Here is a 19,629-nt window from a genome sequence, read left to right as displayed (position 1 = left end):
GTTCTTGTGAATCAAACTCCGATCCAAACACCGCGCACTGAGGGCTGGTTATCGCCCATGAGGCATAGCGTGTTTAGATCGTTGTGGTCGGTATGGCTAGTAGCCAATATCTGCATGTGGATGAATGATGTTGCTGCAGCTTGGACAATGACATCATTGACCACCTCTGCCACTTTAATTGCCCTGGTGCAAACTGCTTCAAGCTTGCCAGTTTTGCTTTTAGGCATCCCTAGTGGAGCACTTGCCGACATCATTAATCGCAAACATTATTTTCTCTTTGCGCAAATTTGGCTTGCAACGAATGCTACTGCATTAATGTTGTTCATCGCTTTTGATGCGCTCAACCCCTACTTACTGCTTTTGCTCACCTTTACAAACGGGATTGGCCTTGCCATGCGCTGGCCTATTTTTGCCGCGATTGTTCCAGATCTCGTACCTCGCGACATTCTTCCCTCGGCGCTCGCTCTTAATGCGATTGCCATGAATACTTCCAGGATTATTGGCCCTCTTACTGCTGGAGCGATTATTGCAGCAGCTGGTAGCAAATACGTTTTTGCTTTAAATATGGTTTTGTCACTCATCACCGTCATTGTTGTGATGCGCTGGAAATATCAAAATTATGTTTCCGCCCTACCGGGCGAGCGCTTTGTCGGCGCAATGAGAGTCGGCATGCAATACGCCTGGCAATCCAACCGGATGCGAACCATTATTGGCCGAGGATTTTTATTTTTCTTCCAATCCACCGGCCTGATTGCTCTGTTGCCCGTGATTGCCAAGGATCACTTCCAGGGTGATGCTCATACCTTTACCTTATTGCTTTCGTCGCTAGGTTTAGGCGCAATCATTGCGGGCTCACAATTACCGCGTCTGAGAAAACGATTCAAGAGTAGTAATTTAATTACCTACGGATTAATCCTTTTAACCATCACCTCTAGTGGAGTCGTTCTAGTTCCAGATCTTTGGCTTGCGTCCATATTAATGATGGCTTGTGGTGCAGCATGGATTGCTGTGGCGAACTCATTAACCACTTCTGCACAAATGACCCTTCCAGGTTGGGTTCGCGCTCGTGGTATGTCCATTTATCAAATGGGTTTGATGGGCGGAAGCGCGGCAGGTGCTGCAGTTTGGGGGAAACTAGCTACTGAATTTGGTGTGGACAATAGCATTCTGATTAGCTCTGCCTTTGGATGCTTGGTGTTATTTTTCATACGCAAGCATCGAATTGATAACCATCCACTAGAAGACCTCACACCCGTCTGCCCGCTAGAACGCCCCCATCCCAGTGCCGATATTGATATGGATGCCGGCCCCGTCATGATTTCGATTGAATATCAAATTCATCCAGAAAAGTCTGAAGAATTTAAAAAGCTAATGGCCAAATCTCGAAAGTCTCGCCTCAGACAAGGCGCCCTTTCTTGGAGTCTATTCAATGATGCCGAACATCTTGGCAGGTTTGTTGAGTACTTTGTATTTAATGCCTGGGCAGATTACTTAAGAAGGTTTGATCGCTTTACGGCCGAGGATCTCAAAATGCAAGAAGAACGTCACCGATATCACATTGATGAGCACCCACCTAAAATTACTAGGCGTGTTTCTGCAGCAATCGTTGACTGAGAGATTCTTTTTTGAAATAAGAGGTGCCCTAACGCCACTTTAATCTAGGGCAATTACTCAGGAATCGAAACCTTCAGAAGGGTTCCGGAGGAAGATTCAGTAATCATGAGTGATTTTAGGTCTGGCGTGAAACAAAGATTGGTTACCGTATGCCCAATGGGCGTCTTGATGTAGGCAAGAAGTTCTCCACGCATATTTAATTTAAATACCCCTCCTAAACTTGCATGAGCTACATAAAGATTGTCCTTACCATCTAGCGCTAAACCGTCAGGACCACTAGCCCCAAAGAAGGTTTGAAATGCCCCAACCTTTCCAGTCGAAAAATCTGCAAAAATGGGCATTCGCCAAACATTATTTGATCGAGTTGCAGAAACAAATAAGAATCTTCCCGACTGATCAAATACCAAACCATTAGGGCTTGGGACATTATTTAATATTTGATGTAATTGACCACTCGGCTCAAGGCAAAAAACTTTCCCGGTGGGATCATGAAGTCCTGTTTGGCCTTGATCTGTAAAAAATAGGTTGCCCTTTTTATCAAAAATTAAATCATTCAATCCCAAGAATGAATCTTGATTTTTGTTGGGACCTCTTAATATCACCTCGAGACTTTTTGATCTGGGGTCAAATCTTAATAAACCCTGTTTGTAATCTGCTATCCAAATCACTCCCGACACATCAATTGCTAGCCCATTAGGCATGCCGTCATATTGAATGATTAATTCCCAATCCTTGTTTGGGGAGATCTTAAAAATTCGACCATACGGAATATCGGCAACATAAAGATTTCCAATGGCATCAAAAACAGGCCCCTCCAAGAAACTATCAATTAATTGACCAGGCTTATTCACCAATGCCCATTCATTTTCTTTGGCAATCCTAAATTGCTGAGGGAGTGAGGACCAAATGGATGCGTCTATGACTGTGGGAGGTTGAAAGTTAAGATTCCACATATTTATTTACCAACTATTCTGCATTCAAGCCGGCCTGTTTTGCAGCGGCTCCCCATGCAACAGTTTCTTTCTGAATAAATTTCTTGAACTCAGCAGGAGTTACACCGCCAGGTTCTGCCCCTAGTTTTGCCAGCCTTTCTCTTAACTCAGGATCAGCCAAGCCTTTTTTTACTTCGGCAGCAAGCTTACTAATAATGGGTGTAGGCGTTCCTTTTGGTGCAGCTAAACCAAACCAGTTTGATACTACATAAGCAGGCAACCCCGCTTCCTTAAAAGTTGGCACCGTTGAAATTGTACTTAGCCTTTTTTCACCTGTAATTGCCAAGGCGCGGATTTTTCCACCTTGTAATTGCGGAATAGCGGTTGGTGCAGCAGTAATTAGAAAATCTACTTGACCAGATAACACCGCTAACATAGCTTCACCCGCACCTTTATAAGGAACATGTGAGGCATCAATTTGAGCTACCTGCTTAAAGATTTCTGCGGCTAAATGAGTAGAACTTCCTGCACCACCAGAGCCATAATTTAATTTCCCTGGGTTCACTTTAGCGTACGCAATCAAAGATGTTAGTGATTTAAGGGGTGAGTTCTCAGGCACCACTAAAACTACAGGAGTCTGGGTAATAATCGCGATTGGCTCCAAATCATTTGCATGATCCCAGGGCAAAGATTTGAATAGTGACGGCAACATGGCATAAGTGGTGTCATTTGTAAGCAATGTATAGCCATCTGGTGCCGCTTTGGCCACATAGTTTGTAGCAATTGTTCCTGATGCACCCACCTTATTTTCAACAAAGAATGATTGTTTAGTTTGCTCTGTAAGTTTCTGAGCAATTTGCCTAGCCGAAAAGTCCGCCGTTCCTCCTGCGCTATATGGGACGATGATTTTTACTGGTCTATCAGGATATGTTTGCGCAACACTAAGTCCGGAAATTATCAGGCATGCTGAGCCTAATAAATTAATCATAAGTTTTTTACTCATATTCACCCCAATTTTATACATTTGATTAATCAAGTTTGATGCCAGACGTCTTTACTGCTTCACTCCATTCCCGTTGTTCTTTTGAGAAAAACATGGGGACGCAAAAAAAGGCAGGTTGACGCAAATCCTAAAAGCAATTTTTTCATGACGTAATTGTCTTTATGAATAAATGCTTACTACATTTCAACAGTTCACCAAACCATTAGATACTAGACCATCAATCTCGGATACGGAATAGCCCAGCTCAGCTAAGATTTCTTGAGTTTGCTCACCGGATTTAGGGGGGTTTAAGCGGACACCCAAGCGCCGTCCATCCATCATGATCGGCAATAAAGGAGCGGTGGTTTGATCTCCAGCTCTAGGGCCATCCGTTAGGGTAATAGGCGCTAATCCTCCGGTGGCGATCAAGTGTGGATCGTCAAATAATTCTTCTGGCTTGGTGATGGGGGCAAAAGGTAGGCCATGCTCTTCAAAAATTGCTGATATCTGCGAAGCGGTATATCCAGAGATTCTTTTTTTGATTTCAGGAATCAAGGTTGGTCTTGCTTCTACTCTCTGCTTATTCAGTTTTAGCAAGGGGTTTTCGTAAAGATCTGAAAAACCAAATACATCACAGAATATTTTCCACTGCGTATCAGTAACGACTGCTAAAAATACTTTATCGCCGTTACCCAATTCGAAAACATCATAAATTGCCCATGCAGAGATACGGCTTGGCATTGGCTTTGCAGCTTTACCAGTCACTGCATACTGCATCATGTGCTGACCAACTAAAAATACATTGTTCTCAAATAAAGAACTCTGAATTTCTTGTCCCTCGCCCGTGATTTCTCTCTGCCTTAGTGCCGCCATTACACCGATGGCGCCAAATACGCCGCCCATAATGTCATTCACTGAAGATCCGGCACGTAAAGGCCTATCTTCTGGGCCAGTCATATAGGCTAACCCACCCATCATTTGCACCACTTCATCTAGAGCCGTACGGTGATCATAAGGTCCAGGCAAAAAGCCTTTGTGAGATACGTAAATCAGTTTAGGGTTTGTCTTTTTTAAAGTTTCATAATCCAAACCTAACTTTGCCATTGTCTGTGGCTTGAAGTTTTCACTGACAACATCAGCCGTAGCAACTAACTTTCTTACCAACTCGATGCCCTCTGCCGACTTCATGTCTACAGCAATGCTTTTCTTATTGCGATTAAACATCGGGAAAAATCCTGCGCCCGAACCCACTAAATCTCGCGTCTTATCTCCATCGATTGGCTCAACCTTAATCACTTCTGCACCTAGGTCGCCCAACACCATGCCACAGGTAGGCCCCATCACCATGTGAGTAAATTCAACAATGCGGATGCCTTCGTATGGAAGTGTTTTCTGTTGACTCATTTCGCACTCCACTGAGTTGCCGCCGCAAAACCCTTTGGCAAGCCCGCCTCAGAAATCATTCCATAGATTTGCTCGTGAGGAACACCATCCTGCAGAGGTTTGCGCGCTTCTAATAACAAATCCAAATTAATGCCCGTTTTAATGCCCATTGCTTCAAACATAAACACTAAATCCTCGGTGACTACATTTCCAGAAGCCCCAGGAGCATAAGGGCACCCACCTATCCCACCCATGGAAGAATCAAACGAAGTCACACCAACCTCATACGCTGCCAAGCAATTTGCCAGGCCTAGACCGCGGGTATTGTGTAGATGCGCCGCACCAGCATGCTGACCGATCGCCATCTTTAAGCGTTTAAATAATCTTTGGATTTGTGCAGGGTTTGCATAGCCCGTTGTATCTGACAAACCAGACTCATCTGCACCAGCCTCAATCACCTGCTCTGCCATCCGTATCACATCATCTTCAGATACCAAGCCCTGCAAGGTGCATCCAAATGCAGTTGCTATACCAGCCTCCACCTTCACTTGCGGAGCAACCTCTTTGCGATAAGCTGAAATTTTCTTTACTTCCTCAATCATCTCTTCACGTGTTTTGCGAACATTTGCTAATGAGTGCGCAGCACTTGCTGATACCGGAATGGTGATCTTATCGACCCCCGCCTCAATAGCAGCTTGTGCACCTCTTAAGTTTGGAACTAACGCCATCACCGTTAAACCAGGTAATGTTTTTGCATAGCGCACCACTTCTGCTGCATCTGCCATTTGTGGCAATAACTTAGCTGGAACAAATGAGGCCACTTCAATCTCTTTAACGCCAGCCTGATATAGCGCCTTTATCCATGCATGCTTTGCTGTAGTTGGCATGATGGACTTAATCGACTGAAGCCCATCTCTTGGTCCCACTTCGCTGATTAATACATCTGTTGACGCGGAGTTCATTAAGTTCTATCCTATGGAATCTTGTTCTATTATTAAAGCATAATTACCAGCCACTGTCGATGCTAAAAAAATCCCCCAAGCCCGCAACCGAGAGCATTCCCATTTCCACATCCGGGGTGGCAGCGGTTGATAAGGCTTTAGCCATACTGCGGCTGTTTTCCTCTACACAGCGCGAACTGTCTCTACATCAAATTTCTACAAGCACTGGCCTGTATAAAAGTACGGCATTGCGCATGCTAGCGTCCCTTGGTAATGCCCTATTGGTGATGAAACGTGCAGATGGAATGTATGTGCTTGGGCCTGCCATTGCATCGCTAAATACCGCTTATCAAGAACAAGAATCTTTAGGTATGGTGATTATTCCGGCCTTGGAGAATCTTGTGAAATCTACCCAGGAAAGTGCTGCATTTCATGTACGCGAAGCAAATAAGCGGCTCTGCCTATTCCGCGTAGATTCTCAACAAGCTTTAAGAGACCACATCAAAGTTGGAGATTTATTACCTATTGATAAGGGAGCCGGCGGAAAAGTATTGCAAGCTTTCGAAGGCGCCACTGGAAAGGTATTTAACCAAATTAGATCGGATATGGTGCTTGCAATTTCAGGCGACAGAACTAAAGAAATCTCTGGAATCTCTGCCCCAGTATTTACTGCTGATGGGCTGATTGGCGTCATCACACTAACGATGCCAACCTACCGCTTTGATCCTAGCAAAGCGCTAGCCGTTAAGGCCAGTGCAAAAAAGTTGACTGAACTTCTCGGCGGTCAGTTCACCTCAAGATAGAAGCAAACGCAAAAGTAAATGGCCGTAGCAGGGAATAAGGAATCCGTGATTTCCTTATTCCCCTTCTGCCCACTGCTTTTTACTGGTACTTGCGTGCAAACATTTGTTTGCTAGAAGCTTCACTGCGCTTGGTGTTTTTCAATACTGCGCAGTAAGACAAGATCATGATCACTGCCAATGAGATGCCGTTAAAGTTATTCATCAAGTTACTTAATGTGTTCATTTGTTTCCCCTCTTTTGCTATTGATTTACTGCTATGAATTCAGAATATTGGTTATGAAGCTCACAAAATGAGCTTGTTAAACATTGTGGTTTTTTATTCAAATATTTCATGTTTCTATCGTGCTATAGGTAGCTCATCCCAGCGCGTGGTGTAGTTCGGTGATCGATTGTTTGATCTCATTTGCCACTCTTGTTTTGTGTTATTGGTTCCTGAAGCCGCAGATCTAATGACTGCATTACCAAATCGTGTGTTGATCTCATCTACTGCCTTCATAAGATGGGCAGACTTGCCTTTAGTTTCAATATCGTCAAACAAGGATTGCTGGGCTGTGGGCTTGTCGCTAATGAGATTCAAGATGACACCCGCTTTTTTGTAGCGAAAGTTTGTCTGATAAATCTGCTTGAGGCCCGCTAGCGCAGCGTTTGTTAATGTCAGCGTGTTATCCGTTGGGTCCGCCAATGGAATCGTGACGCTTTGATGATGCTGTGGCTCATTTTGCTTAAATGGATTAGTCTGAATAAACACTGTGAGTGCGCCCGTAGTACTATTCTGCGCCCTGAGTTTTTCAGCCGCACGAGCCACATGGGTGGCAACCGATTGCGCAAGCTCAACCTGACTAGTCACAGGCTTACCAAAACTACGTGAGGCAATGATTTGTTGTTTGGCTGGCGCTACTTCCTCCAGCGCTAAACAAGATGTGCCATGCAGCTCATAGCAGAGGCGCTCCATGACTACGCCAAACTGCTGGCGCATAGCTTGCGGTGAAGCTTGCAGGAGATCGAAGACGCTGTGAATGTTCTGGGCTTTGAGTTTTTTGGCAATTTGCTTACCAACACCCCATACCTCCCCCACCTCGGTTTCACTCATCCACTGGTAAAGCTCTTCTTTTGTCATGGCATTGACATCGCACACGCCAGCAAACTGCTTGTGCTTTTTGGCCAAGTGATTAGCGAGCTTTGCCAAGGTCTTGCTAGCGCCAATACCCACACAAACTGGTAAGCCAGTAGTGTCTTTAACTTGTTCTTTGATCTTCTGACCTAATTCAATGGTGTCGTGATATTGCTTGAGGACAGTCTCGACCTGTAAAAAGCTCTCATCAATACTGTAGACCTCTAGGTTTGGTGTAAAACCTCTCAGCACTTGCACTACCCGGCTACTCATATCGCCATACAGCGTGTAGTTAGATGACTGAGCTTGGATGCCATGCTTCTTAGCTAGCTCTTGCATCTGAAACCAGGGGGTTCCCATCTTCACGCCAAGTGCCTTAACTTCAGCACTACGCGCTACAGCGCAACCATCGTTATTCGAGAGCACCACCATCGGCACATCCTCTAATTTCGGCTGGAATACACGCTCACAAGAAACATAAAAGTTGTTTACATCAACCAAGGCAAAGAGTGGGCTTACAGAATTGGAATTCATTTCACTTGCCATTTCTGCCACTGGCATTGCTGTACTTGCGCACCACCCCAACAACTACACCCCAAATTTGCAGCTCACTACCTTCGTTAAAGGTGATGGGTTGATAGCTAGGATTTTCCGGTTGGAGCTCGATACGACCGCGTAATTGATAGAGGCGCTTGATGGTGTACTCGCCATCCACAACAGCCACAACGATATCTTTATGTTTTGGTTTGAGCGCCTTATCAACAACGACCTTGTCGCCGTCACAAATGCCTGCGCCCAGCATGGAATCCCCCTTCACAGTGAACATGAAAGTGGCTGGCTTGTTCTGCACGAGATAATGATTCAAATCCAGGCCGTCTTCAGCGTAATCTGCCGCGGGACTAGGGAATCCAGCTGAAATCCGGTGACTAAGAAGCTTGAGCTCACAGGTAGCAAAATGCCCTGCCAAGGCTTGTGGTGCCTGGCTAAGAGTAGATTTTGCGGGGTTCATTACTTGCGTCATAGTCATTAATATACTGTATGTTTATACAGTATATGTAAAAACCGCAAAAACAGGGCTATTTTTGTTGTTTTGGGGCTATTTGCCCCCTGCCACCCCATGTTTTTCTAGCCATAAACCCCAAGTGCCCCACGCTTGCATTGGACCCAAGGAATTGCATAATGGCTCTAGAAGTTACGCGTTAAGTAACTCATATAAAAACAATAGTAGGAGACATATGAAGACGTATAAGATCGCGTCCGTTCCGGGCGATGGTATTGGCAAGGAAGTCATTCCAGAATGCGAGAAGGTATTAAATGCCTTAAGCAAAAAACATCCTGAAGTCGCTTTCCAATTCGAGCACTTTGATTGGGGTGGTGACTACTACCGCAAACACGGCATCATGATGCCGGATGATGGCCTTGAACCTTTGCGCTCAAAAGATGCCATCTTGTTTGGCTCGGCTGGCGATCCAAAAATTCCAGACCACATTACTTTGTGGGGTTTGCGCCTCAAAATATGCCAAGGGTTTGATCAATACGCAAACGTGCGTCCTACCCGTATTCTTCCCGGTATCGAAACACCGCTACGTAACTGCAAACCCGGTCAACTCGATTGGGTGATCGTGCGCGAGAACTCTGAAGGTGAGTATTCCGGTGTAGGCGGCAGAGCCCACCAAGGTCACCCGATTGAAGTAGCCTCTGATATGAGCATCATGACTCGCGTTGGAGTGGAGCGCGTGCAGCGCTTTGCATTTAAGCTAGCGCAATCACGCCCTCGCAAACATCTCACTGTGATTACCAAATCCAATGCGCAGCGCCATGGCATGGTGATGTGGGACGAGATCGCCAACATTGTTGCTAAAGATTTCCCGGATGTGACTTGGGATAAAGAGTTGGTCGATGCCGCTACTGCGCGCATGGTCAATCGCCCTGAGTCCTTAGACACCATCGTTGCAACCAACTTACATGCAGATGTCCTAAGTGATTTAGCGGCTGCACTCGCTGGCAGTTTGGGTATCGCGCCAACCGCAAACCTAGATCCAGAGTGTCGCTATCCATCGATGTTTGAACCGATTCACGGTTCTGCGTTTGACATTATGGGCAAAGGTCTTGCCAACCCGATTGGCACCTTCTGGTCAGCAGTGATGATGCTCGACTTCTTGGGTGAAAAAGCCTTAGGAGCAAAGTTAATGGCGGCCATTGAAAAGGTAACCGCCAATCCAAAACTACACACTCGCGATTTAGGTGGTACAGCCATGATGGGTGACGTTACTAATGCAGTTATTGAGGAGATCTCCAAATGAAGCTATTTAAATTACTCAGTGGATTACTGAGTGCTTGTTTGCTTTCGTTCGGCTTGTTATCTAGCGCGAGCGCCCAACCTTTCCCAGATAAAACTATTCAATACATCATTCCCTTCCCGCCTGCTGGTGAGTCTGACTTAGTAGCGCGTTACCAGGCCGACATCTCTGCCAAGAAATTTAAGCAGCCCATGGTGGTTATGAATCGCGCTGGTGCAGGCGGTGCTTTGGTATGGAGTGCACTCAATACCTATCCAGCTGATGGCACTACGGTAGTGGGTGTAAATATTCCACACACCATCTTGCAGCCGCTACAAGAAGGCATTCAGTACAAGACCGAAGACATTAATGCGATCTACTACTACCACTTCACTCCTGATGCCTTGATGGTCTCTGCAGACAGCCCTTACAAGACCTATCAAGAATTTATTGCAGCAGCCAAAAAAGAGCCTGGCAAGATGTCCTTAGCTGGCTCCGCACAGTTCTCTGCCAACCATATGGCCGTTGAGCGCCTCAATAAATTAGCAGGCGTCAAAATCAATTACGTACCCTTTAAAGGTACCGGTGATTTGATTACCGCCTTGATTGGTATGCACGTTGATGGCGCTATGGGCTACTTACCTTTAGCCATTCAGCAAAAAGGTAAGGTGCGCACACTAGCCATTGCTACTGAGAAGCGTAACCCCGCACTACCAGACGTACCAACCTTCAAAGAGCTTGGTCTGAACTGGGTGGACGGCGCCTATCGTGGCGTTGCTGTACCAAAAGCTACCCCACTAGTATTGCAACAAAAGATGTCCGATTACTTTGCCCAGTTAAATGCCGATCCTGAAACCAAGAAAAAGTTGGAGGACTCTGGCTTTGTGATTGTGGATGTTCCTTTGGCAAAGATGCCAGCATTCATGAAAGAGAAAACGGCTCAAGCCATGGATGATGCCAAGAGTGCGGGAATGATTAAATAACCTTGAGCGCTTATGCCTGGCCAGTTTTACGCATAAAAGTTTGCATATCCTCTTGAGAGGTTGGCAAATTTTTCAGTTCATCAGCATAAAGACTGGCGCCAGGCAAACGCTCGACCGACACCGGAGCTAGGCGCCCAACAGGCACCAAATACTCTTGCCATAAATAGCGCATATGGATGCTGTAAGCGCTAATGGGGAGCTTTAGCTCAATAGCGCGCTCTGTCAGTTGCGTACACAGGGTGCTAGGGTTTTCAATGTGGAGCTCGTAGATATGAGGGCGCTCTGATAGCGCCTTTTTCTCGTAACGCTCCACATGATAGTCTTGGTAGGTTCTCGTTCCAAAATCAAAAATATTGTCAGCAATCGCGCGTGATAACCAATAGGCATCTACCGCACTATAGCTTTGAGAAAGCGCATCACTCAATTTGTCTTGATAACGCTCTTTATACTTTTGGGTTTTATGGCTATAAAAAGGGTGCTTCTTCATGTAGCTAGCAACTAAACCGCCGAGCACTACCAAGCCCCCTATTAATATTCCCTCCGTCATCTCCTCGCACCCTTGTTCTTTTTAATCAGTAGATCGTTGCGTCGCCAAGCCAACGAACTTATATAAGATTTTTAATGCTCAGAGATTACCAAATAAAGAGGACGGCCGTATGAAAAAAATGCATACTTTTTGGGCAATTTAACCTTACTTTTTGTAAGGATTAATCTATGGAGAACTTGCTAACAGAACATGAAGGCCAGAATTGCAGGATCATCAGCAACGCTATTAGACACATAGGCCCCTAATCGGTAGAGCCAGGGCTGCGCCGTTTCTATGAGCTCAAGAATGACGGGGAACCGTTTCATCATCCCAAATAATCTGTCTTGCCGATTTCCACCCCGTTATGACGCAGAATGGCATAAGCCGTAGTCACGTGGAAATAAAAATTAGGAATGATCCAAGTTAGTAGATATTGTTCCCCAACAAACTCAAAGTTCCACTCTCTAATCGAGAACTTAATTTCTTTTGTCTCGGTGCCGTCAATTTGCTCTGGCTTGAGGCTATTAGCAAATGCAATGGTTTGAGCAATGCGCTCTTGCAACTGGGCAAAGGTAGTTTCGTTATCTTCAAATTTAGGCGGCTCAACACCAGCCAAACGCGCCATGCCATTTTTGACTTGATCGCAAGCAATTTGAATTTGCTTAGATAGCGGAAACATGTCTGGAGCAAGGCGACATTCTGATACTAAAACCGCATCATCTACACCCTTGGCTTTTGCAAACTCTTCTCCCTTTTTGAGGATATTGGAGAGGTTTGTAAGCATCTTAGTGAACTGCGGAATAGATGTCTGATACATTGAAATTGCCATGGAGTTTCCTAAAGAATAAAGTGTGGCGAAGTTACTAAACTGATTTTTCAGTTTAATGGATCTCTTTGATCTCGCCCTTAGATGAAATTAAATATGCCTTGTTCCGCTTATCTTTTCTGATTCGAGTTAGCTCAGCCTGATAGCCTTGTAACTGCTTGCGGTACTTTTCATACTTCTCACTACCTACTTCCGGAATAGTGAGCTTGTAATCCAAAATTGCCAGATGGTCGTCAAACTCAACCAATCTATCCATACGGTAGCTCTTGCCTTGTTCGCTAGCGATGTCCAACTCATTCCAAGCCTGCACCCACTCGCATGAGGTCAGATAGTGTTTTAACTCTGGGGTTGCGAGTACTTTTTGGACGTGTGCAATAAGTTTGCTTGCGCCCTCCTGATCAACACCAAGCCAGTTCATGAGCTCCTGCTCGCTTGGCATAGGTGGCCTGTTTTGATTGGCGGAGTCTGGGGTGATGAACTCCAATAGCTTATGGAAGTTCGTGCCCTCTTCTAAGATTTCTGGATCGGGCTCTTCTTTTGCTTGTTCTAAAGCCTTTGCTGTCAACTCTTGAGCTAGTGCACCACTCTCAATCTTGGCAAGATGCTCTTGATGGGTGGCGATTGCACTATCCCACTCAACTTGAAAGTGATCAATCTTAAATGGCATGCTGCCGCGCTCAACTTCCATCTCTTTTGTATCTGTTACAACACTAGGAAGGTTGAGGGCATCAATATCTAAGGTTGGTGTACCGGCTGCTAATGCTCTGCCATACCAAGAGTGTTCTTTAATTCCAGACTTTGACTTCGCCGCTACACCACTCATCCATAAGCCTTGCTTTGCCCTGGTCATTGCGACATAGAGCAAGTTCCAGTTTTCATTCTGGCTGACTTCACCCTCTTTTTTAAATACGGCACTACGTTCGCCTGTTAAGGTTTTAGCGGTATACATAGAAAGATGGGTTGGGCTACTCTCCTCTGGAGGCCAATCTAACAAAACTCCTCGGTGCGGCGCTTTCCACTCTGTGTTATTGGCATCCAGAATGAAAACAAATGGCGCCTCCAATCCCTTTGCTCCATGAATTGTCATTAAGCGCACACGTCGATGCCGCTCCTCTTCTGACATCTCACTATCTAGATCTACTTCGCCAATATCATCAGTATCGGCTTCGGTTTCCGCTTCTACATCTCCCTCATCCGGCGTTTCGTCATCATCACCGCGCCGCATCGCATTCATTTCATCAATAAAGCGACTCAAACTCGGATAGCGTCCACCATCCTGATTTAAAGCGAGCTCTAAGAATGCGTCTAAATTCGCTAACACCTGCGCACGAGCCAGATTCTGAGCAGAAATGGCGTAACTGACTCGCAAATTACTCTCGTGATAAATCAAATCCAGTAAATCATGTACAGGCAATACCTCGCCTAGGCCACGCCAATGCTCCAAATACCGCGCAGCCTTTTGTATTGATGGGGTCTGGTTCGCTTGTAATGCATCCCACCATGATGGAAAGCCATTGGCCATACTTTTGCGGAGCTCCTGCATTTGCTCTTCAGTAAAACTGAAAATTGGACTACGTAATGCTTGAGCTAAAGGCAAATCATGTCTTGGCGAAACCAATACCGTTAATAGCGCAATCAGATCATCGATCTCAAGAGTATTTAGTAAACCACCCAAGCGCGAACTGTCATAAGCGAGCCCCGCATCACGCAAGGCTTTTTCATATTGAGGTAAAAATTGGCGGCGTTTGACCAGCAATATGAAATCGCTTCCTCTTGCATCACGCCAGCAGTCTTTGCCATCTTTTTTATCCATCACCTTACGAGTAGCGATGATGTGATGAATCAAACGAGCAACCACTTCACCTTCTTCATAGCGTTGCTGAACACTGGTGGTGTTAGCAGCATCCTCAATGGGGCCGTCAAACGCCGTACCATTTCGCTCCGCTATCTGCGGATCTTTGCGCTCAATCAAAGGCAATAAATAAGCCTCACCTGTTGCGGCGTAATCGTGCTCGGATATGCCATCTAACAGGGGTTTCCAGGCGGTTTCCTGCTTTGTATACCGGTAGGTATCAGGCAAAGGTCCCGCCAAGAAGACCTTGTTAACCGCATCATTGATGGCAAACGCATTACGGCGGGTCTTATTTTTATCTTGAGCTTTAGCCTTAAGCTTAGCCTTCAAGAATATGCGAGCGCTCTCAAATAATCTTGGGTCAGCACGGCGGAAACGATAAATTGATTGCTTAGGGTCACCCACAATAAAGATGCTTGGCATTGAGCCATCATCACCATATCCCGCCAACCAAGCACGCAAAATCTGCCACTGCAATGGATTGGTGTCTTGAAACTCATCAATCAGAATATGCTTGTATCTTGCATCCAATCGAGCCTGCAGATAGGCAGCATTGTCTGTGCTCGCCATTAATTGGCTTACGCCAATTTCTAAATCATCAAAGTCCCGAACGCGCATGGCCTCTTTAGTTTTTTCCATATGTGCCAACATTGCTTCGCTCATAGCAAACCATGCATCATTTAACGCATGCATCAAATGCTCGCCCTGCCATGCAAATAGGGCTTCATAGGCATCTAACCACCCCTGACAAATCGCAGTAAATTCATCAGGATCCTTACCAATACCGTTGAGATACTTAGTCATAGGCACGGATGGGGTTGCAATAGTAGCTAATGGGGTGCGTTTTTGGGTAAAGAAGTAGGCCTCCCATTGATCAGCGATATCCATGACCAATCCACCAGCAGCATGATGCTCGATAACCTCCTCGATATAAGGAGCGCTTGCTTTTTGAGTTGGAGTGCCATTACTAAAACATTTATAAAGAAACTCTAAATTGGTTTTTGTCTGAGACTGCTTCCATAGTTCCTCAAGAGGATTTACTGTTCCTAAGTGCGGCAGAATTCTATCCAAGCACTCAATCGGTTTGATGCGCTGCTTCTTGCAAGACTCTTGGAAGAAAGTCCAGGCACCTCTTTGCTTGAAGAGGCTGTAGTTACCCATCAAGAATTTTTGAGTCTCTACTGCGCCAAACTCTTCTAACAAAATGTCATAGTGCTTTTGTAGATCCTCAGGTAAGTCACCCCACCAATCCGCCATACACTCTTCTTGCAAGCGCTTGGCATCTTCACGCAAGCTAAAGCCTGGCTGAACCTCGGCTGATACAGGCGCCGCTCCCAATAAACGCCCAAACCAGCCGTGGAAGGTGTCAATAACAACAGCCTGTGGACTTGATAAGACTTTTAAATAGAGTGCCCTAGCCTGAGGCAGTAATGCAATGGCATCTTTTTCTTCTAAACCACGCTCTCCTAACTCTCTGATTAAGGTAGCGTCATCGCAGGTAGAAAACTCTTCCAGCAATTTATAAAGGCGATCGCGCATCTCCTGCGCAGCTTTGCGAGTAAATGTCAGGGCTAGAATCTGCTGTGGTTTTGCTCCGGCTAGTAGCAAACGAATCATGCGTGACACCAATAGCCATGTTTTGCCACTACCTGCGCAAGCAGAAACGATCACCGACTCAGCAGGATTACAGGCTATGTCGGTTTCTAACTTATCGCTCACCACATCCCCTTCCTGCATATACCTCTGGCTTCACAGTATTGACATACGCTATCGGGTGCGAATGCTGTCATGGGTTTGCGTGCCCATAAATCATTTAAGTCTTTCACCACCTGTTCGGAAAACTCTGCCATCACTGCAGGCATATCCTCAACTGGGTGAACACGAACAATCTTTTCTGCATCCTTGAGATCCGCCCGCAGCGTGACCCATTCGGCCTGCTCTACCCCTCGTCCCGGTATACGTGCCTCAACTGGGTTCTCGCTTGCGCCCCTGGCATATATCAATAGCTGTGGATCATCCAGAATACTCTCAGCACGTTGAGTAATTTTCTTGATCTTTTGATTTTTATAGTCAATTACCGCTGCCGCACTGGCGTCAGACTCATGAATATCAAATCGATCAGCGCGCCCGGCAATGCGAATATCTCGCTTGATTCCGTTCGGGTCGGTAATCGACAAATTAAAGCCAATAGACAACTCAGCATCATGGTAGCGCCAGCCTTCACTCTCACGCTTGAGCTGCCAATCGACAAAGCTTGGTATCTGTTTTTGCCAATCCCTTAAAGTTCCTAATATTCTGGCGTCGCCAGCGATAAGCTTCTCGAATTCTTTTTCAGAAAACTTCATCAGATGATCAATCATCCATTGACGTCTTGCATCTGCACCACCATGAATCGTTGAATGGGATTTATTTTCTTCCGTTTTGAGTGCCTGAAAGAAGTTTTTCAATAGAGCATGCAAAGTCTGACCGGCCAATGAGGCGTCAAACCCTTCTTCGAATTCTTTTGCTTTACGCAAACCCAATAAATTGCTTACATAGTAGCGATAAGGACACTCTCTTAAAGCCTTATAGGCACTGGGTGAAACCGTAGTTGGGATTTTCAAATCCTGATCGGCAGTAGTTACCGATTTTTGAATAGGCTGTGATTGCCCTTCAAATGGCTTGAGTTTTGCCTCCACTACTTCCCATGGCATTTTCTTTTTGAGCGCAGCTTGTAGGCGTTGAATCCAAGCTGATGGCCTTAAGGGTTCGCCACTTTTACTCTTGCTTTGCCAAATTAAATCTACGTTCTTACAAGAAACCAGCAGCTGAGAAAGATCTCGAGCTTGCTGAATGTATTGCGCTGTAATAGTGGATGACTTGAGATAGCGATTGAGTGCATCTGAAAAAAACAATGGCGGCTCAGAAAAAGCAGGTAGTTGTTGTTCGTCGCAACCCACAACCACCACGGCATCAAACTCACGCAGGCGTGTTGAACTGAGAGGCAAAATACTCAAGGTAGCCTCCGCTTCTTTGCCAGCCTCCTCATAAGAAGCTTCTTCGATCACCGTTTTAAGAAGACTCAACCACTCTGGTAATCTCATCTTCAGATCTTGGTATGGTCCACCACTCAGGTCAAAGCGTTTGAGAACCTCTAACAGTTGCTTACCGGCAGCATCTTTTTCAAGTCGCTTTGCCATGCCAGCATCTTCAAGGCTCTTTTGTAGTTGGGCATAGGCGCCTGAGCACTCCAAAAGCGGTGACTGCCAAGCCGCATGCAGTTTTTTAGCAAAGCGGATTAATTCGATGAGCTGCTCATTGGGCGAGCCCCCATGAGTACTGGCATATCCATTCGCCTTATCAATAGCAGCAAGAAAGGTTTCCCAACCAGATTTTACTTGACTGGCAAGCAAAATATCTTCGAGTTGCGCAATGAGACCATCGCAAACCTCGGGACTCAATTGCAAGCTATGCGCTAAATCAAAATACGGATTTTGCAAAAACTCGAGCAAGACACTTGCGCTAGGCCCTTCCTTAGGAGCGCGAATCAACTCTAGCATACTATCAAATGCTGCTGCAGCTCGAGTAGTGGATAACTTCCAACCTGTTTCATCACGAATACGAAGAGAGTTTCCAAGACGACTTAACAACGCACGTGCACGGCGTGCCGCCAAACGATCTTGCGCTACTAGCGCAATATTTTTCTTCTTCGCAACTAAATGCGACTCGATAGTTTTTGCCGCAACCCATGCCAACTCTTCAAAACGTCTTGCGGCTAGTAAGCGCCAGCCTTCATGACGACTAGAGTTGATATTGCGTTCAATTTGCTGCTCTTGTGCTGCATCTGCAATAACGATATTGCCCTCAGCATCTTGTCCGCACAGTGCCTCAGGCCATAGAGCAACGGCTTGCCAATCAAGATTGACGCGGAATACTGGCGCATATTGAGCGTACTCACCAAGGTAACGATCGATTAACTCTTGCTCTACAGGTTTTGGGTCAGCAGTTTGCACCCAAATAAATGAGCGTACTGCGCCAGGATTATTTTTTGCAGTTTCTTTTGCTACTTGCAGATGAGCAGCCATGGCCAAATGCTTACGAATAATAGGATCGCCAATGCTGGTGAGGTAGCGCCAGAATGTTAAGAGGACAGCAGACTCTTCATCTACGACATTACGTGATAGACCTACGTAAGCTTTTGCAACCGCCTGATCTAGTACAAGCTCCACTTTTTTAAGCCAAGCTTCAGTATCTATCGAGTGCGTCTCTAGCAAGGTATTGAGCTCGCCTTGCAACTGGGGGACCACTAATTCAGACAAGGCATCACATGCATCAACAACTGCTTGAGCCAATCCCCATGCTCCCGCTTCGCTTTCAGCTTTAAACCATGCTTTGAGTTTGGGATGTTTGCGAAGATTGATGTAAACCGATAACCATCTTTCCAAATCTGCTTGCTTCTTTGGAAATTTCCATGCGCCGGGTGCTGCTTCTAGCCAATCCGTAAAACTAATGACCTGAGGCAAGAAGGCAATACTGCTTGGTAAGTCTTTGGGTCGATTTTTCTCCAAGGCTGCTCTCACCCCAATAAGCGGGCCAGCAGTACTGAGGACTACCAAGGGGCGCTGATTCGTTTGGATTGCACAATCCCATATACCTGCCGCCAATTGGTCAAGGGCCTGGCCGTCGGGCGTAATTGCCCAAGCTAGTGGCTGCTTTTGGTCAGAAATGGTTGGGAAAGGCTGAGGCATTAAGTGTGTATTTATCTATTTTGAGCGGAATGTGTCGCTTATTGCTAATATAAGCGTTGTAACGCCATAATTAAATAACTCGCTAAATAAGTCTAAATAAGGAATTTTCATGAGTGCCGGCATTAAATATGTAACTGACGCCTCTTTCGAACAAGACGTCCTCAAGTCCGATAAACCTGTTCTGCTCGACTTCTGGGCTGAGTGGTGTGGTCCTTGCAAAATGATTGGTCCGATCCTGGAAGAGCTCGCTGGTGAATACGGCGATAAGCTACAGATCGCAAAAATGAACGTGGATGAGAACCAAGGCGTTCCTGCCCAGTTCAATATTCGCGGCATCCCGACCTTGATCCTATTCAAAAATGGCACTGTAGCTGCTCAAAAAGTAGGCGCTTTGGCCAAATCCCAGTTGACTGCATTTATTGATAGTCATCTGTAAATAGTCCCAGACCACAGGTTCACCCGCTGAGCCTGTGGTTTTTATCGCTTTAGCGATCTTGCCAGGCCCATTTTTTAGTGTAGTATTGCATTTAACAGCAGTTCAGCGCTCTTAAGATTTCATCAAAGACTGCGCCAATCCCCAGTAATTTACCTCCCCCTCTTCTTTTAGCAAATATCCAAAAATTCTGTTTTTCTACATCTGCATGATCTTAATCAGCGCAGCGATACCTCA

At 45.8% G+C, this 19,629-nt stretch carries 16 protein-coding genes; 5 read left to right on the top strand and 11 right to left on the bottom strand.

The window, feature by feature from the left end; genetic code table 11:
* The first annotated feature begins 6 nt into the window (after window positions 1-6).
* Window positions 7-1,614, top strand: a complete 1,608-nt coding sequence (locus ICW03_RS03480) for an MFS transporter (RefSeq protein WP_251374453.1) — start codon at window positions 7-9, stop codon at window positions 1,612-1,614.
* A gap of 53 nt (window positions 1,615-1,667) precedes the next feature.
* Here ICW03_RS03480 and ICW03_RS03475 read toward each other — a convergent pair whose 3' ends face one another.
* The 4 genes from ICW03_RS03475 to ICW03_RS03460 form a co-directional block, all read right to left on the bottom strand.
* Window positions 1,668-2,567 carry an SMP-30/gluconolactonase/LRE family protein gene (locus ICW03_RS03475; protein WP_215349046.1) on the bottom strand — a complete coding sequence of 300 codons (900 nt, stop codon included), beginning with the start codon at window positions 2,565-2,567 and terminating at the stop codon, window positions 1,668-1,670.
* Between the two features lie 13 nt (window positions 2,568-2,580).
* Window positions 2,581-3,549, bottom strand: a complete 969-nt coding sequence (locus ICW03_RS03470; protein WP_215349043.1) for a tripartite tricarboxylate transporter substrate binding protein — start codon at window positions 3,547-3,549, stop codon at window positions 2,581-2,583.
* 183 nt (window positions 3,550-3,732) lie between these two features.
* Window positions 3,733-4,932, bottom strand: a complete 1,200-nt coding sequence (locus tag ICW03_RS03465; protein WP_215349040.1) for a CaiB/BaiF CoA-transferase family protein — start codon at window positions 4,930-4,932, stop codon at window positions 3,733-3,735.
* On the bottom strand, window positions 4,929-5,873 hold the full coding sequence (locus ICW03_RS03460; protein ID WP_215349037.1) for a hydroxymethylglutaryl-CoA lyase: 945 nt from the start codon (window positions 5,871-5,873) through the stop codon (window positions 4,929-4,931). The genes ICW03_RS03465 and ICW03_RS03460 overlap by 4 nt, the downstream gene beginning before the upstream one ends.
* A gap of 59 nt (window positions 5,874-5,932) precedes the next feature.
* Between ICW03_RS03460 and ICW03_RS03455 the strand changes: the two genes are divergently transcribed.
* Window positions 5,933-6,655 carry an IclR family transcriptional regulator gene (locus tag ICW03_RS03455; protein ID WP_215349034.1) on the top strand — a complete coding sequence of 241 codons (723 nt, stop codon included), beginning with the start codon at window positions 5,933-5,935 and terminating at the stop codon, window positions 6,653-6,655.
* Window positions 6,656-6,734: 79 nt separating this feature from the next.
* Here ICW03_RS03455 and ICW03_RS03450 read toward each other — a convergent pair whose 3' ends face one another.
* The 3 genes from ICW03_RS03450 to ICW03_RS03440 all read right to left on the bottom strand — a co-directional run bounded on the left by ICW03_RS03450 (window position 6,735) and on the right by ICW03_RS03440 (window position 8,793).
* The gene (locus tag ICW03_RS03450; RefSeq protein ID WP_215349031.1) at window positions 6,735-6,878 is read right to left on the bottom strand and encodes a hypothetical protein; all 144 of its coding nucleotides are present in this window, start codon (window positions 6,876-6,878) and stop codon (window positions 6,735-6,737) included.
* Window positions 6,879-6,992: 114 nt separating this feature from the next.
* Window positions 6,993-8,300 carry a Y-family DNA polymerase gene (locus tag ICW03_RS03445; protein WP_251374452.1) on the bottom strand — a complete coding sequence of 436 codons (1,308 nt, stop codon included), beginning with the start codon at window positions 8,298-8,300 and terminating at the stop codon, window positions 6,993-6,995.
* Window position 8,301: 1 nt separating this feature from the next.
* A complete protein-coding gene (locus ICW03_RS03440; RefSeq protein ID WP_215349028.1) occupies window positions 8,302-8,793 on the bottom strand; it encodes a LexA family transcriptional regulator in 492 nt (163 codons plus the stop codon).
* Window positions 8,794-9,001: 208 nt separating this feature from the next.
* Here ICW03_RS03440 and ICW03_RS03435 point away from each other — a divergent pair, with 208 nt between their 5' ends.
* Both ICW03_RS03435 and ICW03_RS03430 read left to right on the top strand, forming a co-directional pair.
* On the top strand, window positions 9,002-10,069 hold the full coding sequence (locus ICW03_RS03435; RefSeq protein ID WP_215349025.1) for a tartrate dehydrogenase: 1,068 nt from the start codon (window positions 9,002-9,004) through the stop codon (window positions 10,067-10,069).
* Window positions 10,066-11,028 (top strand): tripartite tricarboxylate transporter substrate binding protein, encoded by a 963-nt coding sequence (locus ICW03_RS03430; RefSeq protein ID WP_215349022.1) that lies wholly within the window; start codon window positions 10,066-10,068, stop codon window positions 11,026-11,028. The genes ICW03_RS03435 and ICW03_RS03430 overlap by 4 nt, the downstream gene beginning before the upstream one ends.
* Window positions 11,029-11,038: 10 nt before the next feature.
* On the opposite strand, the gene ICW03_RS03425 is transcribed toward ICW03_RS03430, so the two are convergent.
* From ICW03_RS03425 to ICW03_RS03410, 4 genes are all read right to left on the bottom strand, one after another.
* Window positions 11,039-11,575, bottom strand: coding sequence for a hypothetical protein (locus ICW03_RS03425; protein ID WP_215349020.1), 537 nt, complete (start codon window positions 11,573-11,575; stop codon window positions 11,039-11,041).
* 304 nt (window positions 11,576-11,879) lie between these two features.
* Window positions 11,880-12,383: a DUF1993 family protein gene (locus ICW03_RS03420; RefSeq protein ID WP_215349017.1), complete on the bottom strand. Its 504-nt coding sequence runs from the start codon at window positions 12,381-12,383 to the stop codon at window positions 11,880-11,882.
* Between the two features lie 52 nt (window positions 12,384-12,435).
* A complete protein-coding gene (locus tag ICW03_RS03415; RefSeq protein WP_251374451.1) occupies window positions 12,436-15,951 on the bottom strand; it encodes an exodeoxyribonuclease V subunit beta in 3,516 nt (1,171 codons plus the stop codon).
* The gene (locus ICW03_RS03410) at window positions 15,948-18,959 is read right to left on the bottom strand and encodes a PD-(D/E)XK nuclease family protein (protein WP_215349011.1); all 3,012 of its coding nucleotides are present in this window, start codon (window positions 18,957-18,959) and stop codon (window positions 15,948-15,950) included. The genes ICW03_RS03415 and ICW03_RS03410 overlap by 4 nt, the downstream gene beginning before the upstream one ends.
* A gap of 109 nt (window positions 18,960-19,068) precedes the next feature.
* Between ICW03_RS03410 and trxA the strand changes: the two genes are divergently transcribed.
* Window positions 19,069-19,395, top strand: a complete 327-nt coding sequence (gene trxA / locus ICW03_RS03405) for a thioredoxin TrxA (RefSeq protein WP_068321063.1) — start codon at window positions 19,069-19,071, stop codon at window positions 19,393-19,395.
* The last annotated feature ends 234 nt before the right edge of the window (window positions 19,396-19,629 follow it).

Source organism: Polynucleobacter sp. MWH-Aus1W21, from assembly GCF_018687275.1.
Taxonomy (GTDB): domain Bacteria; phylum Pseudomonadota; class Gammaproteobacteria; order Burkholderiales; family Burkholderiaceae; genus Polynucleobacter.
The sequence above is the reverse complement of the archived record's forward strand: the minus strand, read 5'-3'. Positions and strand labels throughout refer to the sequence as shown.

Excerpts from the sequence above, each read along its gene's own strand:
- ICW03_RS03475 (WP_215349046.1), bottom strand. The coding sequence starts at position 2,567 with ATGTGGAATCTTAACTTTCAACCTCCCACAGTCATAGACGCATCCATT.
- ICW03_RS03470 (WP_215349043.1), bottom strand. The coding sequence starts at position 3,549 with ATGAGTAAAAAACTTATGATTAATTTATTAGGCTCAGCATGCCTGATA.
- ICW03_RS03465 (WP_215349040.1), bottom strand. The coding sequence starts at position 4,932 with ATGAGTCAACAGAAAACACTTCCATACGAAGGCATCCGCATTGTTGAA.
- ICW03_RS03460 (WP_215349037.1), bottom strand. The coding sequence starts at position 5,873 with ATGAACTCCGCGTCAACAGATGTATTAATCAGCGAAGTGGGACCAAGA.
- ICW03_RS03455 (WP_215349034.1), top strand. The coding sequence starts at position 5,933 with ATGCTAAAAAAATCCCCCAAGCCCGCAACCGAGAGCATTCCCATTTCC.
- ICW03_RS03450 (WP_215349031.1), bottom strand. The coding sequence starts at position 6,878 with ATGAACACATTAAGTAACTTGATGAATAACTTTAACGGCATCTCATTG.
- ICW03_RS03445 (WP_251374452.1), bottom strand. The coding sequence starts at position 8,300 with ATGAATTCCAATTCTGTAAGCCCACTCTTTGCCTTGGTTGATGTAAAC.
- ICW03_RS03440 (WP_215349028.1), bottom strand. The coding sequence starts at position 8,793 with ATGACTATGACGCAAGTAATGAACCCCGCAAAATCTACTCTTAGCCAG.
- ICW03_RS03435 (WP_215349025.1), top strand. The coding sequence starts at position 9,002 with ATGAAGACGTATAAGATCGCGTCCGTTCCGGGCGATGGTATTGGCAAG.
- ICW03_RS03430 (WP_215349022.1), top strand. The coding sequence starts at position 10,066 with ATGAAGCTATTTAAATTACTCAGTGGATTACTGAGTGCTTGTTTGCTT.
- ICW03_RS03425 (WP_215349020.1), bottom strand. The coding sequence starts at position 11,575 with ATGACGGAGGGAATATTAATAGGGGGCTTGGTAGTGCTCGGCGGTTTA.
- ICW03_RS03420 (WP_215349017.1), bottom strand. The coding sequence starts at position 12,383 with ATGGCAATTTCAATGTATCAGACATCTATTCCGCAGTTCACTAAGATG.
- ICW03_RS03410 (WP_215349011.1), bottom strand. The coding sequence starts at position 18,959 with ATGCCTCAGCCTTTCCCAACCATTTCTGACCAAAAGCAGCCACTAGCT.
- trxA (WP_068321063.1), top strand. The coding sequence starts at position 19,069 with ATGAGTGCCGGCATTAAATATGTAACTGACGCCTCTTTCGAACAAGAC.